The 24,340-nt window shown below is 39.8% G+C and carries 21 protein-coding genes; 4 read left to right on the top strand and 17 right to left on the bottom strand.

What is annotated here, in order from left to right; all coding sequences use genetic code 11:
- Window positions 1-228 precede the first annotated feature (228 nt).
- Entirely contained in the window at window positions 229-1,665 is a 1,437-nt protein-coding gene (pyk, locus tag PISS_RS07225; protein WP_036956445.1) for a pyruvate kinase, read from the top strand.
- A 62-nt stretch (window positions 1,666-1,727) separates the two neighbouring features.
- On the opposite strand, the gene PISS_RS07220 is transcribed toward pyk, so the two are convergent.
- The 10 genes from PISS_RS07220 to thrS form a co-directional block, all read right to left on the bottom strand.
- Window positions 1,728-2,552 carry a LytR/AlgR family response regulator transcription factor gene (locus PISS_RS07220; RefSeq protein WP_008110464.1) on the bottom strand — a complete coding sequence of 275 codons (825 nt, stop codon included), beginning with the start codon at window positions 2,550-2,552 and terminating at the stop codon, window positions 1,728-1,730.
- A complete protein-coding gene (locus tag PISS_RS07215; protein WP_008110465.1) occupies window positions 2,549-3,622 on the bottom strand; it encodes a sensor histidine kinase in 1,074 nt (357 codons plus the stop codon). Before PISS_RS07215 ends, PISS_RS07220 begins: the two co-directional genes overlap by 4 nt.
- Window positions 3,623-3,880: 258 nt before the next feature.
- The gene (locus tag PISS_RS07210) at window positions 3,881-5,437 is read right to left on the bottom strand and encodes a SulP family inorganic anion transporter (protein ID WP_008110467.1); all 1,557 of its coding nucleotides are present in this window, start codon (window positions 5,435-5,437) and stop codon (window positions 3,881-3,883) included.
- A gap of 114 nt (window positions 5,438-5,551) precedes the next feature.
- Window positions 5,552-6,010, bottom strand: coding sequence for an Lrp/AsnC family transcriptional regulator (locus tag PISS_RS07205; RefSeq protein WP_008110469.1), 459 nt, complete (start codon window positions 6,008-6,010; stop codon window positions 5,552-5,554).
- A gap of 84 nt (window positions 6,011-6,094) precedes the next feature.
- The gene (locus PISS_RS07200) at window positions 6,095-6,736 is read right to left on the bottom strand and encodes an MBL fold metallo-hydrolase (RefSeq protein WP_058154555.1); all 642 of its coding nucleotides are present in this window, start codon (window positions 6,734-6,736) and stop codon (window positions 6,095-6,097) included.
- A 1-nt stretch (window position 6,737) separates the two neighbouring features.
- Window positions 6,738-8,555 (bottom strand): M14 family metallopeptidase, encoded by a 1,818-nt coding sequence (locus PISS_RS07195; RefSeq protein WP_096040832.1) that lies wholly within the window; start codon window positions 8,553-8,555, stop codon window positions 6,738-6,740.
- 286 nt (window positions 8,556-8,841) lie between these two features.
- The gene (gene rplT, locus PISS_RS07190) at window positions 8,842-9,204 is read right to left on the bottom strand and encodes a 50S ribosomal protein L20 (protein WP_008110477.1); all 363 of its coding nucleotides are present in this window, start codon (window positions 9,202-9,204) and stop codon (window positions 8,842-8,844) included.
- Between the two features lie 15 nt (window positions 9,205-9,219).
- On the bottom strand, window positions 9,220-9,420 hold the full coding sequence (rpmI, locus tag PISS_RS07185; protein WP_004587840.1) for a 50S ribosomal protein L35: 201 nt from the start codon (window positions 9,418-9,420) through the stop codon (window positions 9,220-9,222).
- A 212-nt stretch (window positions 9,421-9,632) separates the two neighbouring features.
- Window positions 9,633-10,193, bottom strand: a complete 561-nt coding sequence (gene infC / locus PISS_RS07180) for a translation initiation factor IF-3 (RefSeq protein ID WP_008110479.1) — start codon at window positions 10,191-10,193, stop codon at window positions 9,633-9,635.
- Between the two features lie 59 nt (window positions 10,194-10,252).
- Window positions 10,253-12,163: a threonine--tRNA ligase gene (thrS, locus tag PISS_RS07175; protein ID WP_024601037.1), complete on the bottom strand. Its 1,911-nt coding sequence runs from the start codon at window positions 12,161-12,163 to the stop codon at window positions 10,253-10,255.
- 565 nt (window positions 12,164-12,728) lie between these two features.
- Here thrS and PISS_RS07170 point away from each other — a divergent pair.
- Together PISS_RS07170 and PISS_RS07165 are read left to right on the top strand one after the other, a co-directional pair.
- Window positions 12,729-13,175 carry a DUF3010 family protein gene (locus PISS_RS07170; RefSeq protein ID WP_008110482.1) on the top strand — a complete coding sequence of 149 codons (447 nt, stop codon included), beginning with the start codon at window positions 12,729-12,731 and terminating at the stop codon, window positions 13,173-13,175.
- 330 nt (window positions 13,176-13,505) lie between these two features.
- A complete protein-coding gene (locus PISS_RS07165) occupies window positions 13,506-15,239 on the top strand; it encodes an AMP-binding protein (RefSeq protein WP_058154554.1) in 1,734 nt (577 codons plus the stop codon).
- Between the two features lie 45 nt (window positions 15,240-15,284).
- Here PISS_RS07165 and PISS_RS07160 read toward each other — a convergent pair whose 3' ends face one another.
- From PISS_RS07160 to PISS_RS07130, 7 genes are all read right to left on the bottom strand, one after another.
- Window positions 15,285-16,391: a GGDEF domain-containing protein gene (locus PISS_RS07160; RefSeq protein WP_058154553.1), complete on the bottom strand. Its 1,107-nt coding sequence runs from the start codon at window positions 16,389-16,391 to the stop codon at window positions 15,285-15,287.
- 180 nt (window positions 16,392-16,571) lie between these two features.
- Complete coding sequence (gdhA, locus tag PISS_RS07155) at window positions 16,572-17,924, bottom strand: NADP-specific glutamate dehydrogenase (protein WP_028835295.1); 1,353 nt, start codon at window positions 17,922-17,924, stop codon at window positions 16,572-16,574.
- Window positions 17,925-18,311: 387 nt separating this feature from the next.
- A complete protein-coding gene (locus tag PISS_RS07150) occupies window positions 18,312-18,785 on the bottom strand; it encodes a YehS family protein (RefSeq protein ID WP_058155487.1) in 474 nt (157 codons plus the stop codon).
- 98 nt (window positions 18,786-18,883) lie between these two features.
- The gene (locus PISS_RS07145; protein WP_058154552.1) at window positions 18,884-20,128 is read right to left on the bottom strand and encodes a lipoprotein-releasing ABC transporter permease subunit; all 1,245 of its coding nucleotides are present in this window, start codon (window positions 20,126-20,128) and stop codon (window positions 18,884-18,886) included.
- A complete protein-coding gene (gene lolD, locus PISS_RS07140; protein WP_013464853.1) occupies window positions 20,118-20,816 on the bottom strand; it encodes a lipoprotein-releasing ABC transporter ATP-binding protein LolD in 699 nt (232 codons plus the stop codon). Before lolD ends, PISS_RS07145 begins: the two co-directional genes overlap by 11 nt.
- On the bottom strand, window positions 20,809-22,026 hold the full coding sequence (locus PISS_RS07135; RefSeq protein ID WP_013464852.1) for a lipoprotein-releasing ABC transporter permease subunit: 1,218 nt from the start codon (window positions 22,024-22,026) through the stop codon (window positions 20,809-20,811). The genes lolD and PISS_RS07135 overlap by 8 nt, the downstream gene beginning before the upstream one ends.
- A gap of 136 nt (window positions 22,027-22,162) precedes the next feature.
- On the bottom strand, window positions 22,163-23,035 hold the full coding sequence (locus PISS_RS07130) for a LysR family transcriptional regulator (RefSeq protein ID WP_029609976.1): 873 nt from the start codon (window positions 23,033-23,035) through the stop codon (window positions 22,163-22,165).
- 130 nt (window positions 23,036-23,165) lie between these two features.
- On the opposite strand from PISS_RS07130, the gene PISS_RS07125 reads away from it, so the two are divergent.
- The gene (locus tag PISS_RS07125) at window positions 23,166-24,287 is read left to right on the top strand and encodes an S-(hydroxymethyl)glutathione dehydrogenase/class III alcohol dehydrogenase (protein WP_013464850.1); all 1,122 of its coding nucleotides are present in this window, start codon (window positions 23,166-23,168) and stop codon (window positions 24,285-24,287) included.
- Window positions 24,288-24,340: the final 53 nt, after the last annotated feature.

Raw genomic sequence — 24,340 nt, 5'->3', positions numbered from 1 at the left:
AATTATATCAAACAACCGCCCTCTCAGGGGAAGAAATAGCAGTGCTATTTAAATTTTTAGATCATTGACGCCCTGTGACACCGGTGTCATAATGATGACATATTCATTTTGTATATAATAGTCGCAATGTTATAAAAATTGCATAAAACTAAAGATTGCTCTTTATTAGTAATCGCTAAAAACAAAATAACCGTCAACTTGCTTAAAAAAAGCACACAGGAGAATTTAATGTTAAGACGTACAAAAATAGTCGCGACACTTGGACCTGCAACAGATAGAGATAATAACTTAGAAAAAATTATTCGTGCAGGCGCAAATGTCGTTCGATTAAATTTCTCACACGGTGTTGCACAAGATCATAAAGACCGTGCACAAGCTGTTCGAGATATTGCAACTAAACTTGGTAAGCACATCGCGATTCTCGCTGACTTACAAGGCCCAAAAATTCGCGTTTCAACCTTCAAAGAAGGCAAAGTGACCTTATCTGTTGGTGCAAAATTTATTCTTGATGCCAAAATGGAAAAAGGCCAAGGCGATATTAACGCCGTCGGTATTGACTACAAAGAGCTACCACAAGATGTTGCCCCTGGTGATTTATTGCTATTAAACGATGGCTTAATTCAACTCACCGTAGAAAGTGTTGAAGGTAACTTAGTTCATACCATTGTGACTGTTGGCGGCGTACTTTCTAATAATAAAGGGATTAACCGTTTAGGTGGAGGCTTAACAGCACCTGCATTTACGGAAAAAGATAAAGAAGATTTAATCACCGCTGCTGAAATTGGCGTTGATTACATTGCCGTTTCTTTTCCTCGCAGTGGCGATGATATGCGTTATGTGCGTTCATTAGCGGAGGCTGCAGGCTCTAATGCACAGCTTTTAGCTAAAATTGAGCGTGCTGAAGCAGTAGAAACACAAGAAGCAGTTGATGACATTATTTTAGCGTCTGACGCTGTTATGGTTGCCCGTGGCGACTTAGGTGTTGAAATTGGTGATGCTGCACTAATGGGTAAACAAAAACTCATTATTCGTCGTGCTCGTTCATTGAACCGTACCGTTGTAACCGCTACGCAAATGATGGAATCGATGATCGATAACCCTATGCCAACACGTGCAGAAGTTATGGATGTTGCCAATGCAGTACTTGATGGCACAGATGCAGTGATGCTTTCTGCTGAAACAGCCGCTGGTGATTACCCGGAAGAAACCGTTGCTACTATGGCGCGTGTTTGTTTAGGTGCTGAATCACAAAAAGAAACACACGTTTCTAAACATCGTTTAGACAGCCGTTTTTCTTCTAATGCCGAATCAATTGCCTTATCAGCTATGTATGCAGCTAACCACTTAGACTCTGTTAAAGCGATTATTACCCTTACTGAGTCAGGTAGTACGGCAAAATTGATGTCGCGTATTAGCTCTGGACTGCCTATTTATTCACTTTCACGTCATGCAAGTACATTAGGTCAAACAGCACTGTATCGTGGTGTTTACCCTGTATTTTTTGACTCTACAAAATGTGAAAAAGATAGCATGGTTAAAGATGCATTAAGCACACTTGTAGCCGCAGGCTCTTTACAAGCAGGCGATACCGTGATTATTACCCACGGTGATGCGATGGAAACGATTGGTGCAACCAACACGATGAAAATAGTCACGGTTTCGTAACTGTAACGCGCATAAAAAAACGCGAGCTAAAAGCTCGCGTTTTTTTATGCTATTTATTAAAGTTAGCTAGCTAATGCTGCTTTTACTTTATCACGGTAACTTCTACTTACTTTAAGCTCTTGTCCGTTATCTAACACTAATAAATATTCACCACTAACCTGAGTTACCAACTTGCTAATTTGTTTGGTGTTAACAATCGCGCTGCGATGAACACGTACAAATAAGCTTGGATCTAATTCTTGTTCAAGCTCTTTCATGGTTTTACGTAATATATGCGTTTGCCCATCTTGGCAATGCAGACACATGTAATCACCTGCCGCATCTACCCACTGTATAGTAGCAACGGGTACTCTGACAATTTCGCCCTGCTCTTTTACGGCCAATGACTCAGGATAACGACGATCCGTAAGGGTATCGCCTGTGGCTAATTTCTTTAAAATTTCTTCGCAGTTATTGCCTGTTATCCCTGCTACGAAGCTCGCTAGTTTTTTCTTATGGGCGTTATCCTGCTGAGTTTTTAAATAGGTATGCACTTTTTCTACCGCCTGTTTTAATCTGTTATCATCAACGGGTTTTAAAATGTAATCTAAAGCATGAATTTCAAATGCTTTAACAGCAAAGTGATCAAACGCCGTAACAAACACAATGGCAGGTAAATCTTTACTGCTTTCACTTAAAGCACGTGCGACTTCAAAACCGTTCATACCAGGCATTTGAATATCAAGAAAGACAAGATCAATTTTTTCGTTTTTACAACTTTCAATCGCATCAAAACCTGAACTACACAGTTTGATCACTTCAATATCAGAAAACTCTTCAAGCCTGACGGCTAAACCTTTACGTGCTAATGGTTCATCATCAACAATAAGCGTTTTTATTCTTGTCATTTCTTCACAGCCTTCTCAAACGGGACTCGCAGATTAACTTTTAATCCACTTGGCGTATTATGTGATAATACAAACGAGTAATTATTTTCGTAGAGCGTTTTTAATCTGTCTCGGGTGTTTGCTACCCCTACGCCTTGTGCATTAACTAACTGACCATTTTCAATATCAGTGCCAGGCCCATTATCGCCCACTTCAAGTAATAATTCATTAGCAAAAACTTGCGCTTTTATATCAATAACACCACCTTCTGACATATGGGCAATGGCGTACTTAATGGCATTTTCGATGATCGGTTGTAATATTAAGCTCGGCACTAATGCTTGTTTGGCCTGCTCACTCACGTCCACATTAACTTGTAAGCGCTCATCAAAACGTACACGTTCAATTTCTAAATAGAGCATTAATGCATGTAACTCTTGCTCCAGCGGCACTTTTTTAATTGGATCAGTATTAAGCGTATAGCGTAAAAAGTCACTCAATTTAGATACCATCAAGTTAGCATCTTTATTTTCTTTTACCAAAACTAAGGTTGATATTGCATTGAGCGTATTAAACAAAAAATGAGGATTTAGCTGGTATCTAAGCATTTTTAACTGCGCTTCGTGCGCCATTGTGGTCGCTTTTAAGGCTTTTTGACGTTCACTTTGTAATAACTGGTAATACTTAACCCCAAAGTACAAACCACTCCAACACAAAATAATATAAACAGAATCAAGTCCTTGTTGTAAATAATAAAACCATTCTTCAGGACGGTATCCGTGGCGATAAATTTCCCACAGGTTAAACTTTTGCACCACGGCCCATAATGTACCGGTTATATAAGAGGCGCCAAATACAACAATAATTAATACCCAAGGTGAGGCATTCCAAATTTTGCGATAAATATAACGCAGAGGCACAGTCATTAAACAGCCCGCATAGGCGTTTAGTAAAATAACGAATACGTAAATATCACGCATTTCGAATACTTTAGAACCAATATAGTTAACTAACGCATAACCTATCCAGCCTGCAATTTGCAAAAGCCAGAAAAAACGTTGTCTGTTATCAATTAAAGACTGCCAATTCAAAATTAATTATTACCTTGTAAATTTGTCACTATTATATCGATTTATCGTCGGGTATAGCACTACCAACTGTCTTACTTTTTAATAGCCCTATCGCAAACAATAAATTAAATAAATACAGGATGGATGTTCAGTTCTGGTTTAGTTGTTACGTTAAACAGGCTAAAACTCGTGTTGCAATTACCCCTTGCGGATGGTTTAAAGCGCATAAAAAAAGCGAAAGGCATCCACCTTTCGCTTATCAATGTTTACTTTTATTTTTTAAGCAAGCTTATCTGAAGCAACTTTATAAGTCGGATCTTCAATTACGTTCACTTCAACTAAGTCACGTGCTTTATGAAGTAGTTCTGTACAGTCTTTACTTAAGTGACGCAAGTGCAGCTTTTTACCCGCTTTATTGTATTTGTCAGCTAAGCTGTCGATGGCCTCAATCGCACTATGATCCGCAACGCGACTGTATTTAAACTCAACAATCACATCTTTAGGGTCATTCTTAACATCAAATAAATCAGCAAAGTTTTTAACCGAACCAAAAAATAAAGGCCCATGTAGCTCGTACACTTTTGAACCTTCTTTATCAATATAGTTAGTTGTGTAAATATGTTTTGCATGCTGCCATGCAAACACTAACGCAGAGACAATAACACCTACACACACCGCAATCGCAAGGTCGGTAATAACCGTTACACCCGAAACTAATACAATTACAAAAGCATCAGATAAAGGGACGCGTTTCATCATTTTGAAACTCGCCCATTCAAACGTACCCAGCACCACCATAAACATAACCCCAACTAATGCCGCCAGTGGAATCATTTCGATTAAGCTTGAAGCGAAGATAATAAATGCAAGTAACATCAATGCGGCACTAATACCTGATAAACGCGAACGCCCACCTGAATTAATGTTGATCATAGATTGGCCAATCATGGCACAGCCACCCATTGCACCAAAAAAACCACATGTGACGTTGGCCGCACCTTGGCCAATACATTCTTTATTAGAATGGCCACGGGTTTCTGTAATTTCGTCAATCAAGCTTAGCGTTAACAGCGATTCAATTAAGCCAATTGCTGCAAGAATAAGCGCATATGGAAAGATAATTTGTAGTGTTTCTAGGTTAAAAGGGACCATAGGAATATGAAACTGTGGTAAGCCACCGGCAATGGTTGCAGCTTCATTTCCTGTCATGCCTTTTAAGAAATCAAGTACTGTACGCGCTTCTAAATCAAGACCAATCACTAAACCCGTTACAGTAACAATAGCAACCAGTGATGAAGGCACTGCGGTAGTTAATTTTGGTAAAAAGTGAATAATTGCCATCGTTAGCGCCACTAAACCTAACATGATGTAAAGCGCACTGCCCGTCATCCACATTTGGCCGCCAGCACCATCAGGCACTTTAAACTGTCCAAGCTGGGCTAAAAATATAACAATCGCTAAACCGTTAACGAAACCGAGCATAACAGGATGCGGAACCATACGAATAAATTTACCGAGCTTAAATACCCCAGCCAATATTTGTAGTAGTCCCATCAGCAACACAGTGGCAAATAGGTATTCCACTCCGTGATCAAGTACTAAACTTACCATCACAACCGCTAATGCACCGGTTGCACCCGAAATCATACCCGGACGACCACCAAAAATAGCCGTAATTAAGCCCACAATAAATGCGGCGTATAAACCTACAAGAGGTTCTACATTTGCAACAAAGGCAAATGCAACAGCTTCTGGGATCAAGGCAAGTGCCACTGTCAATCCAGAGAGAATATCGTTTTTAGCAGAGCTTGGCGCTCTGCTGAGTAAGTTAAACATTGAGTTCCTCAGTTTTATTTCGCTAACAAAAAAAGCGCTAGATTTTATCAAATTAGCGCTCATTTCACAATTATAGTTAATTCAGCCTGTGTGTTTTTAGCTGCTTAGTAAAGTTTAAAGTGGCAGTGCCGTGCTTCGTTTAACACACGTCATGGTCACATTAGAATGAACCTCTTGTACATATTCTAAGCTAAGCAAGTTATCGCGTACAAAGTGCTCATAACCTTCTATGCCTTGAGAAATAATACGCAACATAAAGTCCATAGTGCCAGCCATGGTGTAACATTCAGTCACTTCATCATAGCTAAGTATTAATTTTTCAAACTCAGCTAAATTCTTTTTACCATGGTTTGATAAACGTACATGGGCGTAAACCAACATATCAAAGCCCAGCTTTTTTTCATCAAGCAATGCGACTTTACTTTTGATGTAGCCATCTTGTTCTAATTTAGCAATACGACGCCAACAAGGAGACTGAGAAAGTCCGACTTTGTCTGCAATCTCAGCAGTTGATAAACTTGCATCTTGTTGTAAAAGTGCCAATATTTGGCGATCTACGTGATTTAGAGACATTTTATTTCTTATTTATCTAATAAATTGGTTAAATTATACAGCCTTTTTAAAAAGCAGTCTGCTTATTTTTAACAAATATGCACATCAACCAAACTGGCCACTTACAAATGGGTTAGTAGCCTGTTCATTAGCAACATGGGTGTTGTCACCATGGCCACTTAAAATTGCAGTGTTCGGTGGTAATGTCATGATATGTTGCATTATAGAGTCGATTAGCTGCTTGCTGTCGCCTTTAGGAAAGTCGGTACGCCCTATTGAACCTTTAAAAATAACATCCCCGACGATAACCGTATTGTGTGCTTGTTGATAAAACACAACATGCCCTGGCGTATGCCCTGGGCAATGAAGTACTTTAAATTCAAGCTGCCCAACCTTGATACTATCACCATGGGCTAACCATTCATCAGGATAGAAGGAGTTGATCGGTTTAAAGCCAAACATAGTGGCTTGCATCGGTAAATTGTCGAACCAAAAACGTTCATCCTCATGAGGCCCAATCATCTTTACCTTGTGTTGCTCGCGTAAATTATGCGCAGCGCCTACATGATCTAAATGCCCATGGGTTAACCAAATCGCTGCTAATGATAAATTATGCAGCTTAAGTGATGCATTAATTTTGTCAGCATCACCGCCAGGGTCAACCACGACAGCTTGCTGGGTTTGTTCACATACTATAATGCGGCAATTTTGCATAAACGGGGTTACGGGAATAGTGATTATTTTCATCTTATATTTCTTTATCTTTTTGTGCTGGAATAACTATATTCTCTTCATATGACATTAAAATTGGGTATTTCAAATAAGCTTGATCATAAAATGGGCTATGCTCATATAACCAATTTAAACGTGCATCAGCGTTCTTAGCAAAGTCTTTATCCTGATTTACTTTTTTATCAAATTCTTGGGCTAATTTGGGGTCATCAGCAAGCATTTTTTCAGCAAACGGTATCAAAGCATAATTTTCCATATATTCAGTGCGCTGAAAAATAGTATTAAACTCCCCCCAAGCAAAAAATGAATCTGGTGCTTCAGGATGTAGCAAGTGGACAGCTAACTCTCCTGCCTTTTGCTGCGTACTCACTTCAAACCAACCATCTAAATCCACATTTGTAGCTGGTACATAATCAAAACTAGCCGACACTCTAAAACGCCCTTCAAATGGCGCTTTATCAAAACTATATTGCACTACTTTTGCCATTTTTAATGGCTGAGTGTTGGCACCACTGAGCTTATTAACTGACACCCCATGCAGGGCTAATTTCTCAATAATATCGGTGTAAACAGGTGGAATAAAAAATGATTTTGGTACTTCAACCGTGTGCTGCACCTCTTTTTGCCAAAAAATAGGCAGCTTGTCATAATCCTGTTTTTTACCCAAATAGCTTACTTCTTGTTGATTTGACAATGGGCTCAGGCTTTTAGAATAAGCAATACCTTTAAACGCGATATGATCAGGCTGCTCAGAATAACCACGCTTAACAATTAATTGCTTAGGAACAAATTCTTGTTCTTTTTTTACTGCATTAGCGAGTTTATCTTTATGCGCTGATAATGCTTCAATAGCACCATCTATAAACACATAAGTCCCTAACACGCGTTGTTTGTATGGCTTTAAAGAATGGTTTTCAACTAAAATGGTAGGCAATGACTTTAAATCACCCCACCCGTTTGAAAACCGCGGTGTGGCAACCCAACCGGCCAGCCCTGATTTAAATTCTTGCTTATCCATAACAAACACTAAAGGGCCCGGAATATGGCCTTGCTCAGTGAGGGTTTGATCAATCATTGGTTTAAAATAACGGTTAAGCGCATCTGAAATGGCAGGCGACTCGCTAGCAAATACCGGGTTATAGCCATAGGTTACATCGTATTGGTAATCAGCCCCATCAGTCACGTGTACGTCAATATACAAATTCGGATTATAATCATTAATTACTTGAAGGACGCTTTTAACCTCTGGCGTATCAAGCTTAGTGTAATCACGATTTAAATTAAGATTATTTGCGTTTGTTCTAAAACCCATTTTTACAGGGCCACGCTGATTAATACGATTAAACGCACTACTACGCTCGTGACCATCAACGTTTAATATTGGGATAAATAAAATGTTTACCTTTTTTAATATATCGCGTCGTTTACCCGTAGCAATATCTCTAAGCAGCATAAACATCGCATCTTTACCATCAATCTCACCAGCGTGAATACCAGCCTGAATAAGCACGGTTGGTTTGGTGCTATTGGCCATTTGCCCCGCATCAAAAAAACCTTGCTCACTAGCAATCAACATTTTTATTGCTCGTTTACTATTACTATAGCCAATCGTTTTTGATTTAAATTGAGTGGGATTCGCAGCCACTAATCTATCAACAAATGCCATGGTATTAGCATAATTGGGAGACGAGACTCCTGCAGAAATTTCAAAGTCTGTGGTTAAGGGTCCCTGTTGTTGCAATAGTGAGGTACTACTACCTTCCCATGGTAATAATGGCGGTAAATGATCACTATTTACCATACTTGCAGATAAAACCAATAAACTTATAAACATATACTTCTCTAACAAACCCATTAATTAAGAAAAATTATAGCAATTAAACTTTTCTAGTTGCCAAAACTGCGGTGGTTCAACAAAAAAATACAGCCAACGGCATTTTTAGTTGCAGCCCAGCCACGCTATCAACATCTACTGAATAAAAAGGGCTAATTAGTACCTAAAAAACGAACACACAACGGCAATAAATAAAGGAAAAAGCCTACAAGCGCATAAAAAAGATAATAAATTACAGGCACAAAAAAAGGAGCCATGGGCTCCTTTTCATTACTTATACAAAAACTTAAGCTGCCGCTAGGCCTTCTTTTGCTTTTGCTACAAGCGCTGCGAATGCAACTTGGTCGTAAACAGCGATATCTGCAAGGATCTTACGATCGATTTCTACAGATGTCTTTTTAAGACCATTGATAAAACGGCTGTAAGACAGACCATTTTGACGTGAAGCAGCATTGATACGTGCAATCCATAGTTGACGGAAAGTACGTTTCTTAGCACGGCGGTCACGGTAAGCGTATTGACCCGCTTTAGTAACAGCCTGGAAAGCTACGCGGTAAACACGTGAACGTGCTCCGTAGTAACCTTTCGCTTGTTTTAAAACTTTTTTGTGACGTGCACGTGCGACAACGCCGCGTTTAACTCTTGCCATTTCTAAAAACCCCTATTAAGCGAATGGTAACATACGTGAAACTAGACCATGGTCATTTTTATGAACCATCATCTTAGGACGTAGGTGTAACTTACGCTTAGAAGTTTTCTTAGTCAGAATGTGACGAAGATGCGCTTGTTTACGCTTGAAACCGCCAGAAGCAGTCTTTTTGAAACGCTTAGCTGCGCCTCTGTGACTTTTTAGCTTGTAAGCCATTGCAATAACTCCAATTGTATTGCTTTAAATTTAGTAAGAAGGCGTGAGATATATTGCTATAGCTCCACTTTAAAGGCCTAACTTACTGCTATATTCCGGTGAAAACCCGATATAAATACCGCAGTTTTACTTTAAAACCGGTTAACTCAGGTGGACATTTTCAAATCACTTGCAAACCTGAGCTAAATTCGGTGCGTATTATCGCCTAATTATTACTTTTTAGCAACCGGTGCCATCATCATAACCATTTGACGACCTTCAACACGATTTGGGAAAGACTCAACAACTGCTAACTCTTCTAAATCGGTTTTAATACGGTTTAATAATTCGATACCAATTTCTTGGTGAGCCATTTCACGACCACGGAAGCGGATAGTTATCTTAGCTTTATCGCCAGCTTCTAAGAACTTACGTAAGTTGCGCAGCTTAACCTGATAATCGCCTTCATCCGTTCCCGGACGGAATTTGATTTCTTTAATCTGGATTTGCTTTTGCTTCTTCTTCTGCTCTTTTAGTTCTTTGCTTTTTTCAAAGATGAACTTACCGTAGTCCATAACCTTACAAACAGGCGGCTCAGCGTTTGGACTGATCTCTACAAGATCAACACCCGCTGCATCAGCCATAGCTTGCGCGTCTTTTAATGACTGAATTCCAGCTTGTTCGCCGTCGATGTCGATTAAACGAACTTCTAGCGCTGTAATTTCTTCGTTAATACGATTTTTTTGAGCTGTTTGTTGCCCTTTCTTGCCGCCTCTAATGGTACGTTCCTCCAAGAATATCAATAATATAAGCGTGTAGTTGGCCGTTTGTGATTGCCCTACACGCTCGATTTTTACTGTCGATTTTTGATTTCTTCACTGATTTTAGCGATAAAATCATCGACATTAAATTTGCCTAGGTCTTCACCTGTGCGAGTTCGTACTGCTACTTCTTGTTGTTCAACTTCTTTATCGCCAACAACCAGTAAGTAAGGAATACGCTTAAGTGTATGTTCTCGGATTTTAAAGCCAATCTTCTCATTTCTCAAGTCAGCAGCAGCTCTAATTCCAAGTTTATTTAATTTTTGTACAATTTCCTGCACATAAGGTGCTTGTTTATCGGTGATATTCATAATCACCACTTGCTTAGGCGCAAGCCACGTTGGGAATAAACCAGCGTACTCTTCTGTTAAGATACCGATAAAGCGCTCAATAGACCCTAAAATAGCGCGGTGTATCATAACAGGTGTGCGACGTTCGTTATTTTCAGCTACATAAGTAGCGCCCAAACGACCCGGTAATGCAAAATCTAGTTGCACTGTACCACACTGCCACGCTCTGTCTAAGCAATCGTACAAAGTAAATTCAATTTTAGGGCCATAAAACGCCCCTTCACCTGGTAAATAATCAAATTCAATGTCATTTGCTTTAAGTGCGTCAGCAAGTGCAAGCTCTGCTTTGTCCCACATTTCATCTTCGCCAATACGTTGCTCTGGGCGAGTTGAAAGTTTAACTACAATTTTTTCAAAGCCGAATGTTTCATACGTATCGTAAACCATTTTAATACAGGCCGATACTTCATCCATGATTTGCTCTTCTGTACAAAATACATGCGCATCATCTTGAGTAAAGCCACGCACACGCATTAAACCGTGAAGTGCCCCTGATGGCTCATTACGGTGACAACAACCAAACTCTGCCATACGCAGTGGTAAGTCACGGTACGATTTTAAACCTTGGTTGAATATTTGTACGTGGCCCGGGCAATTCATTGGTTTAATTGCGTATTCACGCTTTTCAGATTCAGTGGTAAACATTGCCTCTGAATACTTTTCCCAATGCCCTGATTTTTCCCACAAAGAGCGATCCATCATCATTGGACCTTTCACTTCTTCGTATTGGTACTCACGTAATTTTTCACGCACAAAGTCTTCTAGCTCGCGGTAAATGCTCCAACCATCGTTATGCCAAAATACCATACCTGGCGCTTCTTCTTGCCAGTGCCATAAATCGAGTGCTTTACCGATACGACGGTGATCGCGCTTCTCAGCCTCTTCTAAACGCTTTAAATACGCTTTAAGTTGCTTTTTATCGCCCCATGCTGTGCCGTAAATACGCTGTAGCATTTTGTTTTCAGAATCACCGCGCCAGTATGCGCCGGCCACTTTCATAATTTTAAAGTTTTGACAAAACTTCATGTTTGGCACATGAGGACCACGACACATATCGATGTATTCTTCGTGATGATATAAACCTGGACGGTCATCTTGTGCGATATTTTCGTCTAGTATTTCAATTTTGTATGTTTCGCCACGCGCTGCAAAAGTGTCGCGCGCTTCTTGCCAGCTAACGGTTTTTTTCACTACGTCGTAGTTTGTTTTTGCAAGCTGTAGCATACGTTTTTCAATGGCATCAAGATCATCTTGAGATAACGAATGTTCCATATCAATATCGTAGTAAAAACCGTTATCAATTGTTGGACCAATCGCCATTTTTGCATCAGGGAAAAGTTGTTTAACAGCATGACCAATTAAGTGCGCACACGAGTGGCGAATAATCTCTAGGCCATCGTCGTCTTTTGCGGTAATGATCTCAAGACGAGAATCGTCACTAATTAAATCACACGCATCTACGCGTTCGCCATTAACACGACCCGCAATGGTGGCTTTAGCAAGACCTGGGCCTATATCGTTTGCTACATCAAGTGTGCTTACAGGGTTTTCAAAACTACGCTGACTACCGTCAGGAAGAGTAATAACTGGCATTATAAATCCTTACATACAGTGGTGACACCTACAATGTATCACGTGTATTTTTAATTAATTAAATGAGAATGACTCGACAACGCTTTTACGAATAAGCATTGACTATTTTTCGCCAAAAATGGCTAATGTAGATGCTGAGTCTGCTCAACTACAAGAGAGTTATTGTCGCGTGCTGCAGCATTAATTACAAGTTTTAAGCTATTAAAAACCACCCAATTTTACCATAAAAGTGCAATTAATAACGTTTAATAGGAGTCTGTTGGTTTTCTGTATTAGGATTTGTTCAATCTAGGGGCGATTTAGTTAAAGCCCGGGAGCTATCACCTGGCGCTAAGTAAAAAATTGAGCAACGCTCACACCTATTTAAAGTAAACAACCCATAGCGCTGTCTTGGCTAAAAAAAGGAGGGCTGCACATTTAGCCGCAAAGATAAACAGACCTTGTTACATCAAAATGACGAATGGACGTTAAGCGCTAACAAAAACACCACTGTAAGTGCTTAAACTCGCATTTTAATGCGTGTTGCGTATAATAACGGGTAATTAAGTTATAGTAGAGATTAGCAATGAGAACATGTGGTGTAGAAATTACCGGTAGTGATGTACTACTTTGTATTTTAAGTAAAGATAATGACGTTTTTGATATTCGTGATGTGCGCCAAACACGCTTTACCTTAGGTAACGGTAACGACACTGAAGTAATGCGTAAGTTTCAGTTTGATTTTGCCAAGTTAATGCAAGATTACCAAATTGATTCGGTTGCCATTCGCGAACGCCAACCTAAAGGTAAGTTTGCTGGCAGCGCTAAAGGATTCAAAATGGAAACCGCTATTCAGTTAATCGATAATCTCGATGTACGCGTGTTTTCAACCACCGAAATAAAAGAACAAGTAAAACGTAATCCGATACCTATCGCGTTTGAAGACACCGGTCTTAAAAAGTATCAAGAAAATGCATTTGTTAATGCTTACGTTTACATCATGAAAAAAACGTATCGCAGCGACGAAATGTAAATTAATTACATCCTTATAAAAACGCGTATTCGCTAGAGAGTACGCGTTTTTTTGTCTTTAAATTCTACATAAAAACAGTAATACCAATTCGCTTAACTAAGTGATCTAATTTGAGGGAGGAAAATCGTGTCGATATCAAAGCAAAAATTTCGTTAGTTAGTTGTTCTAAATGAGAAATTTTAACACAGCTAGCGTCTGATTTGCCCCCTCAAAATGATTTAGTATTATTGCCGATTGGTATAATACATTAGTCTAACCCTCTTCCTTTTGTCGACAATTCGTGTTTATTTAAACAGCAGGCCTCTCAAAAATAAAAACATGGAGTATGTCATGAAAGCGACACAAAAAGTGATAAAAGAAGTAGAGCAAATAAACACTATACCGCTATCAAACAGCTATTTTAAAGGAATTCAGAGCACACCATTAGTAGAACAAACCATAGGCGATTACTTTGACGCCATTGTCGACAATAACCCAGACGCTCTGGCCGTAGTCGTTGCCCATCAAAATATACGTTTAAGCTATAAGCAATTTCAACAGCAGATTAATCAACTTGCTATGGGGTTACTGTCTTTAGGGGTAAAACCTGGTGAACGGGTCGGTATTTGGTCACCGAACAATATACAGTGGTGCTTAACACAATTTGCCACCGCTAAAATAGGTGCCATTATGGTATGCATTAACCCAGCTTACCGCCCTAGTGAACTGCAATATGCACTAAACAGTGTGGAATGCTCTACGCTTATAACCGCCACTGAATTTAAAGGCAGCCACTATATTAATATGCTGCAAAGTTTAGCTCCTGAGCTTAGCGGTTGTAACAAAGGTGAATTAACCGCAGCCAAATTACCCACTTTAAAAAATGTAATTTGTATTGGTGATGAACCCGTCGATGGGATGTTCTCATTTAATGAGGTTATGAGCATGCCCACCGATGCACATAAATTAGAACTGCAAGCGGTGGCCAAAACCCTCGATTGCAATCAAGATATCAATATTCAATTTACCTCTGGCACAACAGGAAACCCTAAAGGGGCTACGTTGACGCATAAAAATATATTGAATAATGCGCTTTTAGTCGCACAAGCTATGCACTTTACTGAGCGCGATAAGCTCTGTATTCCTGTTCCGCTATATCACTGCTTTGGCATGGTATTAGGCAGTTTATTGTGTGTCAGTAAAGGGGCCGCTGCAATTTATCCAAGTGATTCTTTTGATCCAAAAACTACATTAGAGGTGGTACAACAAGAAAAATGCACCGGCCTTCATGGTGTACCCACTATGTTTATCAGCGAGTTAGAGCTTAATAACTTTAACGAGTATGACTTAAGTACACTGCGAACGGGTGTTATGGCAGGCTCAACTTGTCCTGAACAGGTGATGCGTAAAGTACAAACACTCATGAATATGAATCAGGTGGTAATTGCCTATGGGCAAACAGAATGCAGCCCAATTAATAACATTACCGAAACCGACTCTTCTATTGAGCGTCAAGTCACTACGGTTGGCCGAGCACTTGCACACACCGAAGTAAAAATTATTGATGAGGTTGGTGACATTCAAAAAATCGGGCAGCCTGGTGAAGTCTGTAGCCGTGGGGCCGGCATTATGCGTTGCTATTGGAATGATGAAGAGAAAACCAAAGCTACTATCGACAATGAAGGCTGGCTGCACTCGGGCGATTTAGGGGTAATGGACAGTGAGGGCTTTGTCAGCATTGTTGGCAGAATTAAAGACATGATTATTCGTGGTGGTGAAAACATTTATCCGCGTGAAATTGAAGAAGTGCTTTACACCTATCCGGGTATACAAGACGCCGCTATTTTTGGCATTAGTGATGAAAAATTCGGTGAAGAAGTCTGTGCTTGGATCCAACCCAAAGAAGGTGAAGTACTAGATGAGCAAGCAATTCGTCTGTTTTTAAAGGACAAACTCGCCTACTTTAAACAACCTAAATACATTCGCTTTGTTGAAAATTACCCGATGACGGTAACCGGCAAATTGCAAAAATTTAAAATGCGTGAACAAATGCAAGAAGAGCTCGCCGAATCTGCATTTTCGTAATCCGATTCAATGCGAAGCACTATCAGCTTAGTGCTTTGCATTGTCTTACTCAATTTCAGGTTGTTTAGGGTCAACAAAATCGGTAATACTGATATTTCGTCCTGCATTTTTAGCTTTATAAACCCCTACATCAGCTGTTGCTAACAATGATTTTATTGAAGGTCTGTATGTCGTGTATTGATCAATTGCAATACCGGCAGAGACAGTAATACGGTTAAAAGGTGAATATTGGTGTGCAATGGGGTCGTCTGCGAAGCACTTAGGTAAGTCACTTAACCAATCTAGCTCATTCGCTTGCAATGTTTTTACCAATATGAATTCTTCACCACCAAAACGCACCACAATATCAGCGTCACAATGTTTTAATCGGTTTGCTACTGCTATTAGTACGTTATCTCCCTCTAAGTGGCCGTAGTTATCGTTATATTTTTTAAAATAGTCGACATCAATCATGGCTAACCCTAAATATTGTGATGGCGATAACTTGTTAATTAATGCTTTACAGCGCCGATCAAAACTATGCCGATTATGCATACCTGTTAACTGATCGGTGTTGGCTTTTTCCGTTTCAAATAACTCCGCTTTATATTGCTTTCTTAATAAGGTATCTAGTTGATATTGCACAATAGCCAATACAATCACCATGCTAAAATAAAAATAAAGTGTCCATACAATCGAAGTAGAAGAAAAAAGCTCAATAAATATCAAGGCAATGCCGATTATTGACCATAAAACCAGTTTATGTCCTAAGTGCAGCATCGGTATGGCTATAAATGCAGCCGCTACAAGCATAGGCCCTCCCTCTTTCAACTCACCGTAACGCTGAACATATACCCAGAAGAAATAACTAAATAAAAAACAAAATAAAACCGCATAACTAAAAAAGCGCGAATGTAAGTACTCTGAACTTAGTGTTTTATTTATAATAATCAGAACTATCGATAACAACACCATGACTACACGTAAAATTGTTATGGTTGAATTAGCAGGCTCTTGTTGATTAAACCAAGACATAAAAATAAAAGACAATAAAAAAAGTGTTACAAGGTAGAGTGATGCATCAGCAAGACGCATTGAGCTTTTATTAAGTTGATTTTGGAAGTCGTGCTCTGTCGCACTTGAAAAATAAAAAATTGCGGGAATAAGACGCACCTGCACTCTCCTTAATAAGCTCACTGATCCTTATCCACACTATAGTTTATTGTTATTAATTAGCGAGTTAAATTTACCTTATTAAATAATATTATACATTATTTTTGCTATATCCTGAACAATTCTTATTCAGGATATAACGAATAAAAGTAGAGAGTTAATTAAATAGCCGAGGCGCTACTATACAACGCCTTGTTCAATCATTGCATCGGCTACACGTCTAAAACCAGCGATGTTAGCGCCTAGTAATAGATTACCGGGCTGATCAAATTCTTTTGCGGTATCGCTTGCTGTTGTGAAAATATCTTTCATTATTTGCTTGAGCTTTTCATCAACTTCTTCAAACGTCCAGCTTTGCATACTGGCATTTTGCGCCATTTCTAGTTGGCTGGTTGCCACGCCACCGGCATTAGCCGCTTTACCCGGGCCATAAGCTATTTTTGCTTCAATGAAGCAATCAATCGCTTCTTTGGTTGAGGGCATATTGGCTCCTTCACATACTAATTTACAGCCATTATCAAGTAGCGCTTTTGCATCCGCTTCGGTCAATTCATTTTGCGTGGCGCAAGGGAATGCCGCATCCGCACTGTAGCGCCATACCGTATGACCATCCTCTGGGTAGTCATCGCGAGGCGTATACTTGGCTTGTGAATGACTATCTAAATAGTCACTTAAACACCCTCTTGATTGCTCTTTGAGCTGTTTTATCAGCTTTAAATCAATACCATTCTCATCATATAAAGTGCCTTTAGAGTCACTACAGGTAATTGGCGTTGCACCAAGTTGATATAACTTTTCCATGGCATAAATAGCCACATTACCAGAGCCTGAAATTAAACAGCGCTTACCTGATAAGCTATCGTTACGCTCTTCAAGCATATTATTAGCAAAATAGGCAGCGCCATAGCCTGTGGCCTCTTTACGGGCAAGCGATCCACCCCAAAGTAAACTCTTACCCGTTAGCACCCCTTCATAACGCCCTGTTAAGCGTTTGTATTGACCAAACATATAGCCAATCTCTCTGGCACCTACGCCAATATCGCCGGCAGGTACATCGGTAGTCGGGCCAATATGGCGGTATAGCTCGTTCATAAAGGATTGGCAAAAACGCATAATTTCGCCATCAGAGCGTCCTTTAGGATCAAAGTTCGCACCGCCTTTTCCCCCACCAATAGGCAAACCTGTTAGTGCATTTTTAAAAATTTGTTCAAAGCCTAAAAACTTTATAATGCTGGCATTTACACTCGGGTGAAAACGTAAGCCGCCTTTGTAAGGCCCTAACGCCGAATTAAATTCAATACGGTAGCCTTTATTCACTTGAATATTGCCCTCATCGTCAACCCAAGGCACACGAAACATTAGTTGGCGCTCTGGCTCTACCATTCTTTGAATAATTGCTTGTTGTTGGTAATGACTTGTTTGCGCAAATACAGGTTCAAGTGAGTCAAGCACTTCTTCCACTGCTTGATAAAACTCACATTGCGCAGGGCTCGTTTGTTTTAACTGCGCAATGGTTGTGTGTATATAATTCATATTTATTCTTCCACGTAGGTATTTTTTAATTTGAAATAGGAAAAATGATCAATGCTATTGTTAGTGAAGAAATTAATTATCCGATCATTATTTTCACACTTTAACATCATAGATAAACTGGATGCACGTGTTTGATGTTGAATTAAATTGTTGTTTCTTTTGTATAAAAACCCATTAAAAAAGAATTTATATGCTAAAAACACCCGTTAAAATGAATAACACGTTAAAAGTATTAAAAAAATAGTAAAACAAAATACGAGTCTACATTTTTACGAGAGCGACAAAATAAACTGCTTTATGAGACTGAAGTTGTAGAAGGATAGACTGATAATTGAGTAAATGTGGAGAGGTCAAAATGGAGGTTGTATTCAACCTCCATAAAATGCATTAAGCTTTTTCGCCATCTGGGCGAAAAGTACGCTGTACACCGGTTAAAAATAAACGCAAGATTTGATCGTTACACACACGGTAATGCTTGTTTTCAACTTTACGTGAAAATGCGCTTAGCTCATGTTTACTTAAATCAAAATCAACCAACGCCAAGGTCGCGATCACGTCTTCTGCTTTCATATTTAAAGCAATACGTAGCTTCATAAAAATAATATTGTTGTTCAATTTACTTTCAGGCTCTGGCTGCTCACCTTCACGCTTGCCGCGCTTGGTATTTATAAAACCATTTAAAAATACCGCAAACTCAGTATCACTTATTGGGGTATACCCAGGCTCGCCCTCTTTAGTTAACCATGCAATCACATGCTCAGTGCTTACGCTCTGCGCTTCTGCGGCGAAAACATCAACCATAGCTGAATCAGTTAAATCAAAGGTGTAGCGAATACGGCGTAAAATATCGTTATTTGTCAAAGTAAATCCCAAGGTAAATAAGCGCTCAGCAAACAAAAGCTGTTTAGTAGCGGCGCAGTTTATCAGAGTTACACTAAGCACCCTATTAAATACTGTGTTTAATTACCCAATACCTTTGCCGGATCTACGCGTGTTGCTTGCCATGCTGGATATAGCGTAGCAAATATCGCAAGCACAAAGGTGGCTATAACGGTCAACACAATATCTTGCCAAACTAATTTACTGGGCAAAAATTCGATAAAGTACACACCTTCTAGCGGGTTTTCACCCAGTAATAAGCTCAGCCAAGTAAATAGCTCACTAATATTAATTGCTAAAATCACGCCAACAATTGAGCCTAAAAGTACACCCACAAATGCTTGGGTTAAGCCTTGCATGACAAAAGTAGCCAATATGGTACTGTCTTTCGCACCCATGGTTTTTAAAATAGCAATATTGCCTTCTTTTTCACGCACTTCCATTACCAGTGAAGACACAATATTGAAACTCGCCACCGCGATAATTAAAAACACCACAATATAAACAATCGTGCGCACCATTTGAATATCTTGATACAAGCTACCTTGCGTTCTGAGCCAACTCGAAATATACACATAATCGGTAATGGTCTGGCCAACACGAAGCGCTATTTGATGCGCCGAAAACACATCATCAACACGCAAGCGTAACCCTGTTACTTGGCTTTGATCATAGCCTAAGGTTTGTTGTGCTTTGTTAAGATGAATAAAAGCAGCGCTGCTGTCGATTGGTCCGCCCATTTCTATAATGCCGGCAAGCGTGAGGGTAACGCGTTTTGGGGCGAGTAATGACCGGCCTTTTTCACTAATTTGCGGGATTAACAAGGTCACATTATCACCTAATGCGATATTAAGTTGCTTAACAATTTGCTTGCCTAAAATAACATCATCACCTGTTAACTGGCTGACTAATTTACCTTGTGTAAATTGGTTTATGGCTGACACATCACCTTCCAACGAAGGCTCAACACCTCGGATCTCAACCGCTTTTAATTGGCTTTTAAATTGCGCCATCCCATTAACAGCAATAAATGGGGCTGCGCCCGTTACGTGTGGTTGCTGTTTTAACTTTTCGACTTTAGTGGGCCAATCGGCAATCGGCCTACTTGGGGCAACATATTCAACTTGCGGCACTACACTCAATAAGCGATGCACTAATTGCTGCTCAAAACCATTGATCACCGATAACGCCACAATTAACACGGCAACACCAAGTAAAATACCAATAGTGGATGCTTTGGCTATAAAACTTACGAAGGCATTTTTTTCATCTTTATGGCCTGAATAGGCTCTAAAGCGTTTACTAATAAAGGCACTAAGCAACATGGCTAGACTCTTTTATTGATAGTTTACCATCATCTAAGTACGCTATTTTACCCAGCTTATCTGCCAGTTCTAAATCATGAGTCACTACCACAAAGCTGGTGTTTAAACTTTTATTTAACTCATTAATTAAATCGTAAATTTTAATCGCATTTTGCTTATCTAAATTACCCGTTGGCTCATCAGCAAGCACCAGCGCAGGCTCTGTCACTAAAGCGCGTGCAATGGCAACACGCTGACGTTCACCACCAGAAAGAGCCGAAGGCTTATGGCTACTTCTATGTGCAAGGCCTACCTTATCTAGCATGTTAAGTGCTTTCTTTTTGGCTTCTTTCGCGCTCAACCCTTTTATGAGTAATGGCATGGCAACGTTTTCAACCGCACTAAATTCCATTAATAAATGGTGGAACTGATAAATAAACCCTAAGTTTTTATTTCTGAAAGCCGCTTGCTGCGAGCGAGATAACTTAGCAACGTCTTGGTTTTTTATTTTTGCACTACCCGCACTGGCCGTGTCTAAGGTGCCTAAAATATGTAACAAGGTGCTTTTACCTGAACCTGAGCTGCCTACAATTGCCAGCATTTCACCTTGCGTTAGGGCTAAATCAACGCCTTTTAATACCTCAACCTGATTTTGCCCGTCTTGGTACACTTTACTTATTTTTTCACAACTAATTACTAAATCATTCATAACGTAATACCTCTGCTGGGTTTACTTTAGCGGCTTGGCGTGCTGGATATAAAGTCGCTAAAAAGCTCATTGCTAAGCTTAAAACGGCAATAACACTTAAACTAACCACATCAAATTTGACGGGGAGTGAAATTCCCGATAGTAAATTTAAACCAACCAAAGCCAGCAGTTCATTTATATATAAACTTAATAAAAGACCTAAAAAAGCACCCACGGCCGTGCCAATTACTCCGTTATAGAGCCCTTGTACCATAAATACGGTTTGCACTTGGCTTGGTGTGAGTCCTAATGTTTGCAAAATTGCTACTTCGCTTTGTTTTTCACTGACCATCATGGTCAGTGCCGATACAATATTAAATACCGCCACCAGCACAATTAAGCCAAGGAGCATAGACATGATGCGTTTTTCCATCGCAACGGCGGCAAATAAAGTGCCTTGACTGCTTCGCCAGTCGGTGAGTTTAAAGTCATTGAGTATGTGTTGGCTGTCTTGCATAAATTGGTCAAGTGCAAACGGCTCATGCAGTGACACGCTTAAATTAGGTACCGTATTGTTGCTAAGTTTTAAAACCCGTTGTAGTGATACGCCACTGGTAAATGCCAGTCCCATGTCTATTTCAGAGCCAGTTTCATAGATAGCAGCAATTTTAAATAAACGTTGGCTTGGCATGCGCCCAAGTGGGGTGTACGTAGATGCGTTAGGCATAATTACACGTAACTTATCACCTAAACCAACGCCAAGTTTGCGGCTTAAATAACGACTTATTGCAATATTATAATTATTGTTTAGTACATTTTGCCAATTGCCTTGCACTATTTTGTCGGTGATTTTATATAGCGAGCCGTTGTTGTCGTAAAGGCCTTGTAATAACACCCCGTGAAGATCTTTATTGGTTTGCAATATGGCTTCACCGTGGCGATATAAACTAACATGATCAACATACGGTGATTGCTCAAGCGCAGGTTTTAGCGAATTCATTTGCGCTTTGGAGTGATCTTTGGCTTGTATTTCAACGTGAGGAATAAGCCCCAACATATTTGATTTTAAACTACTCTCAAAGCCGTTCATTACACTACTGACCGTAAAAAGCGCCATTAAACCAATCGCTATACCTGCAATAGAAAAAAACGAAATGAACGAAATAAACGCATTGCCTTTAGAGGAGCGGCTATATCTGAGTCCGATAAATAGGCTAACAGGTTGAAACATATTAATTAAAACATTAATGCCAAAAGTGTGGCGTTATAGTAGCACGAACTCAGCGCAATTGAATATCACCATAAATGTAAGAAATAATTTATAAATCTGATACTTGGCTATATTTTAAACAAGCCAGTAAACCCTGCTAAACTTTCAGCCCTGTTACTAAGTAATCAAGTAATACCCGCACATTAGTAGCCACAAATTGCCGTGGCGGATATAGACCCCACACGCCCTCTTGTTGTGGTTGGTATGCAGTTAATATAGGTACTAACTGACCGGATTTAATTTCATTTTCAATATAGTAATCAGGCAACTGAACAATACCCAAACCCTTTATAGCGCCGTCAACCAGTGCCCAGCCGCTATTACAATGCAATCGCCCTGCGACCTTAATATGTTTATCACGATTATTTTCATTTACTCGCCAATAACTACTATTGCCAATTAAACATTGATGATTGTTAAGCTCCCCCAAAGTGTGAGGCTCACCAAAACGCGCTAAATATGCAGGTGAAGCACACATAATAAATCGTCGCGAGCTCAAGCGCCGCGCTTTTAAGCTTGAATCTTTTAAATGGCCTAGTCGAATGGCTAAATCAAAGCCCCCCTCTAATAAGTTTTCTTGCTCGTTAGAGAGCGTTGCGATTACTTCTACCTCTGGGTGATCATGCATAAATGAATGCACAATGGGCATAATAAAACTTTCACCATACATAACCGGTGCTGTTAATTTAATTTTACCTTTAGGTGAGGTTTGTACCGATGCTAAGCCTTGAGTGGCCTCGTCCATTGCGTGCTGTAAATGTTTAACTTGGTGTAAAAACTGCTCGCCCTCTTTGGTTAACACAACCTTTCGAGTGGTACGTGTTAATAATTGCGTATTTAACCGTTGTTCTAGCTTTGTAACATGGCGGCTAATATGAGCAACCGATAAACCTAACGTCTGTGCAGCTTGGGTAAAACTCCCCTCTTCGCCAACAGCAATAAACTCATCAATACCTTCCCAACGCATAATTATTACCATACTGTAAAAGTGTTTTATTAAATTGAAGATTATCATTATCTGAGAAACAAATACAATAACCTCATCACCCAAACAGTATGGGTCTACAATTCATATTCAAACCACTACAAAGGATATACACATGTCTGAATTTATAAAATCAAAAGCAGCGATTGCCTGGGGCCCTAATCAGCCTTTAAGCGTTGAAGAAGTTGATGTGATGATGCCTAAAAAAGGCGAAGTAATGGTCAAAATCACTGCCACTGGTGTGTGCCATACAGACGCTTTTACTTTATCAGGTGAAGATCCTGAAGGTATTTTCCCCGCTATTTTAGGTCATGAAGGCGCGGGTGTGGTTTATGCTGTGGGCGAAGGTGTTTCAAGTGTAGAAGTTGGCGATCACGTTATTCCTTTATACACCGCAGAATGTGGTGAATGTAAAATGTGTACTTCAGGTAAAACAAACTTGTGTTCAGCAGTTCGCGAAACGCAAGGTAAAGGCTTAATGCCAGATGGCACCACTCGCTTTTTCAAAGATGGCGAGCCTATTTACCACTATATGGGTACATCTACATTTTCTGAATACACAGTATTGCCAGAAATCTCATTGGCTAAAGTAAACAAAGAAGCGTCGTTAGAAGAAATTTGTTTATTAGGCTGTGGTGTTACTACCGGTATGGGCGCTGTAACAAATACGGCTAAAGTAAAAGCGGGCGATACGGTGGCTATTTTTGGTTTAGGCGGTATTGGTTTATCTGCCATTATTGGCGCTAAAATGGCTGGTGCAAGTCGTATTATTGGTATTGATATTAATACCTCTAAATTTGACTTGGCGACCAAACTAGGTGCTACCGACTTAATTAATCCAAAAGACTTTGACAAGCCAATTCAAGAAGTCATTGTTGAGATGACCGATGGCGGTGTTGATTACTCATTTGAATGTATTGGTAATGTTGATGTAATGCGCTCTGCGCTTGAGTGTTGTCATAAGGGTTGGGGAGAGTCTGTGATTATTGGTGTAGCTGGTGCTGGCCAAGAAATTTCAACTCGCCCGTTCCAACTTGTTACTGGCCGTGTATGGCGTGGTAGCGCATTTGGTGGTGTTAAAGGCCGCTCACAACTTCCTGAAATTGTAGAGCGTTACATGGCGGGTGAATTTGCGCTAAACGACTTTATCACTCATACCATGAGCCTAGAAGAAATTAACGATGCCTTTGATTTAATGCATGAAGGTAAAAGTATTCGTACTGTAATTCATTACTAATACGCTCATTTCACTTAATTACCATCACAAGCCGTTGCTATTAAGTAACGGCT

This window comes from Pseudoalteromonas issachenkonii, assembly GCF_002310795.1.
In the GTDB taxonomy this organism is placed as follows: Bacteria; Pseudomonadota; Gammaproteobacteria; order Enterobacterales; family Alteromonadaceae; genus Pseudoalteromonas; species Pseudoalteromonas tetraodonis.
Note: the sequence above shows the minus strand (reverse complement) of the source record. Positions and strands in the feature narration are given on the sequence as shown.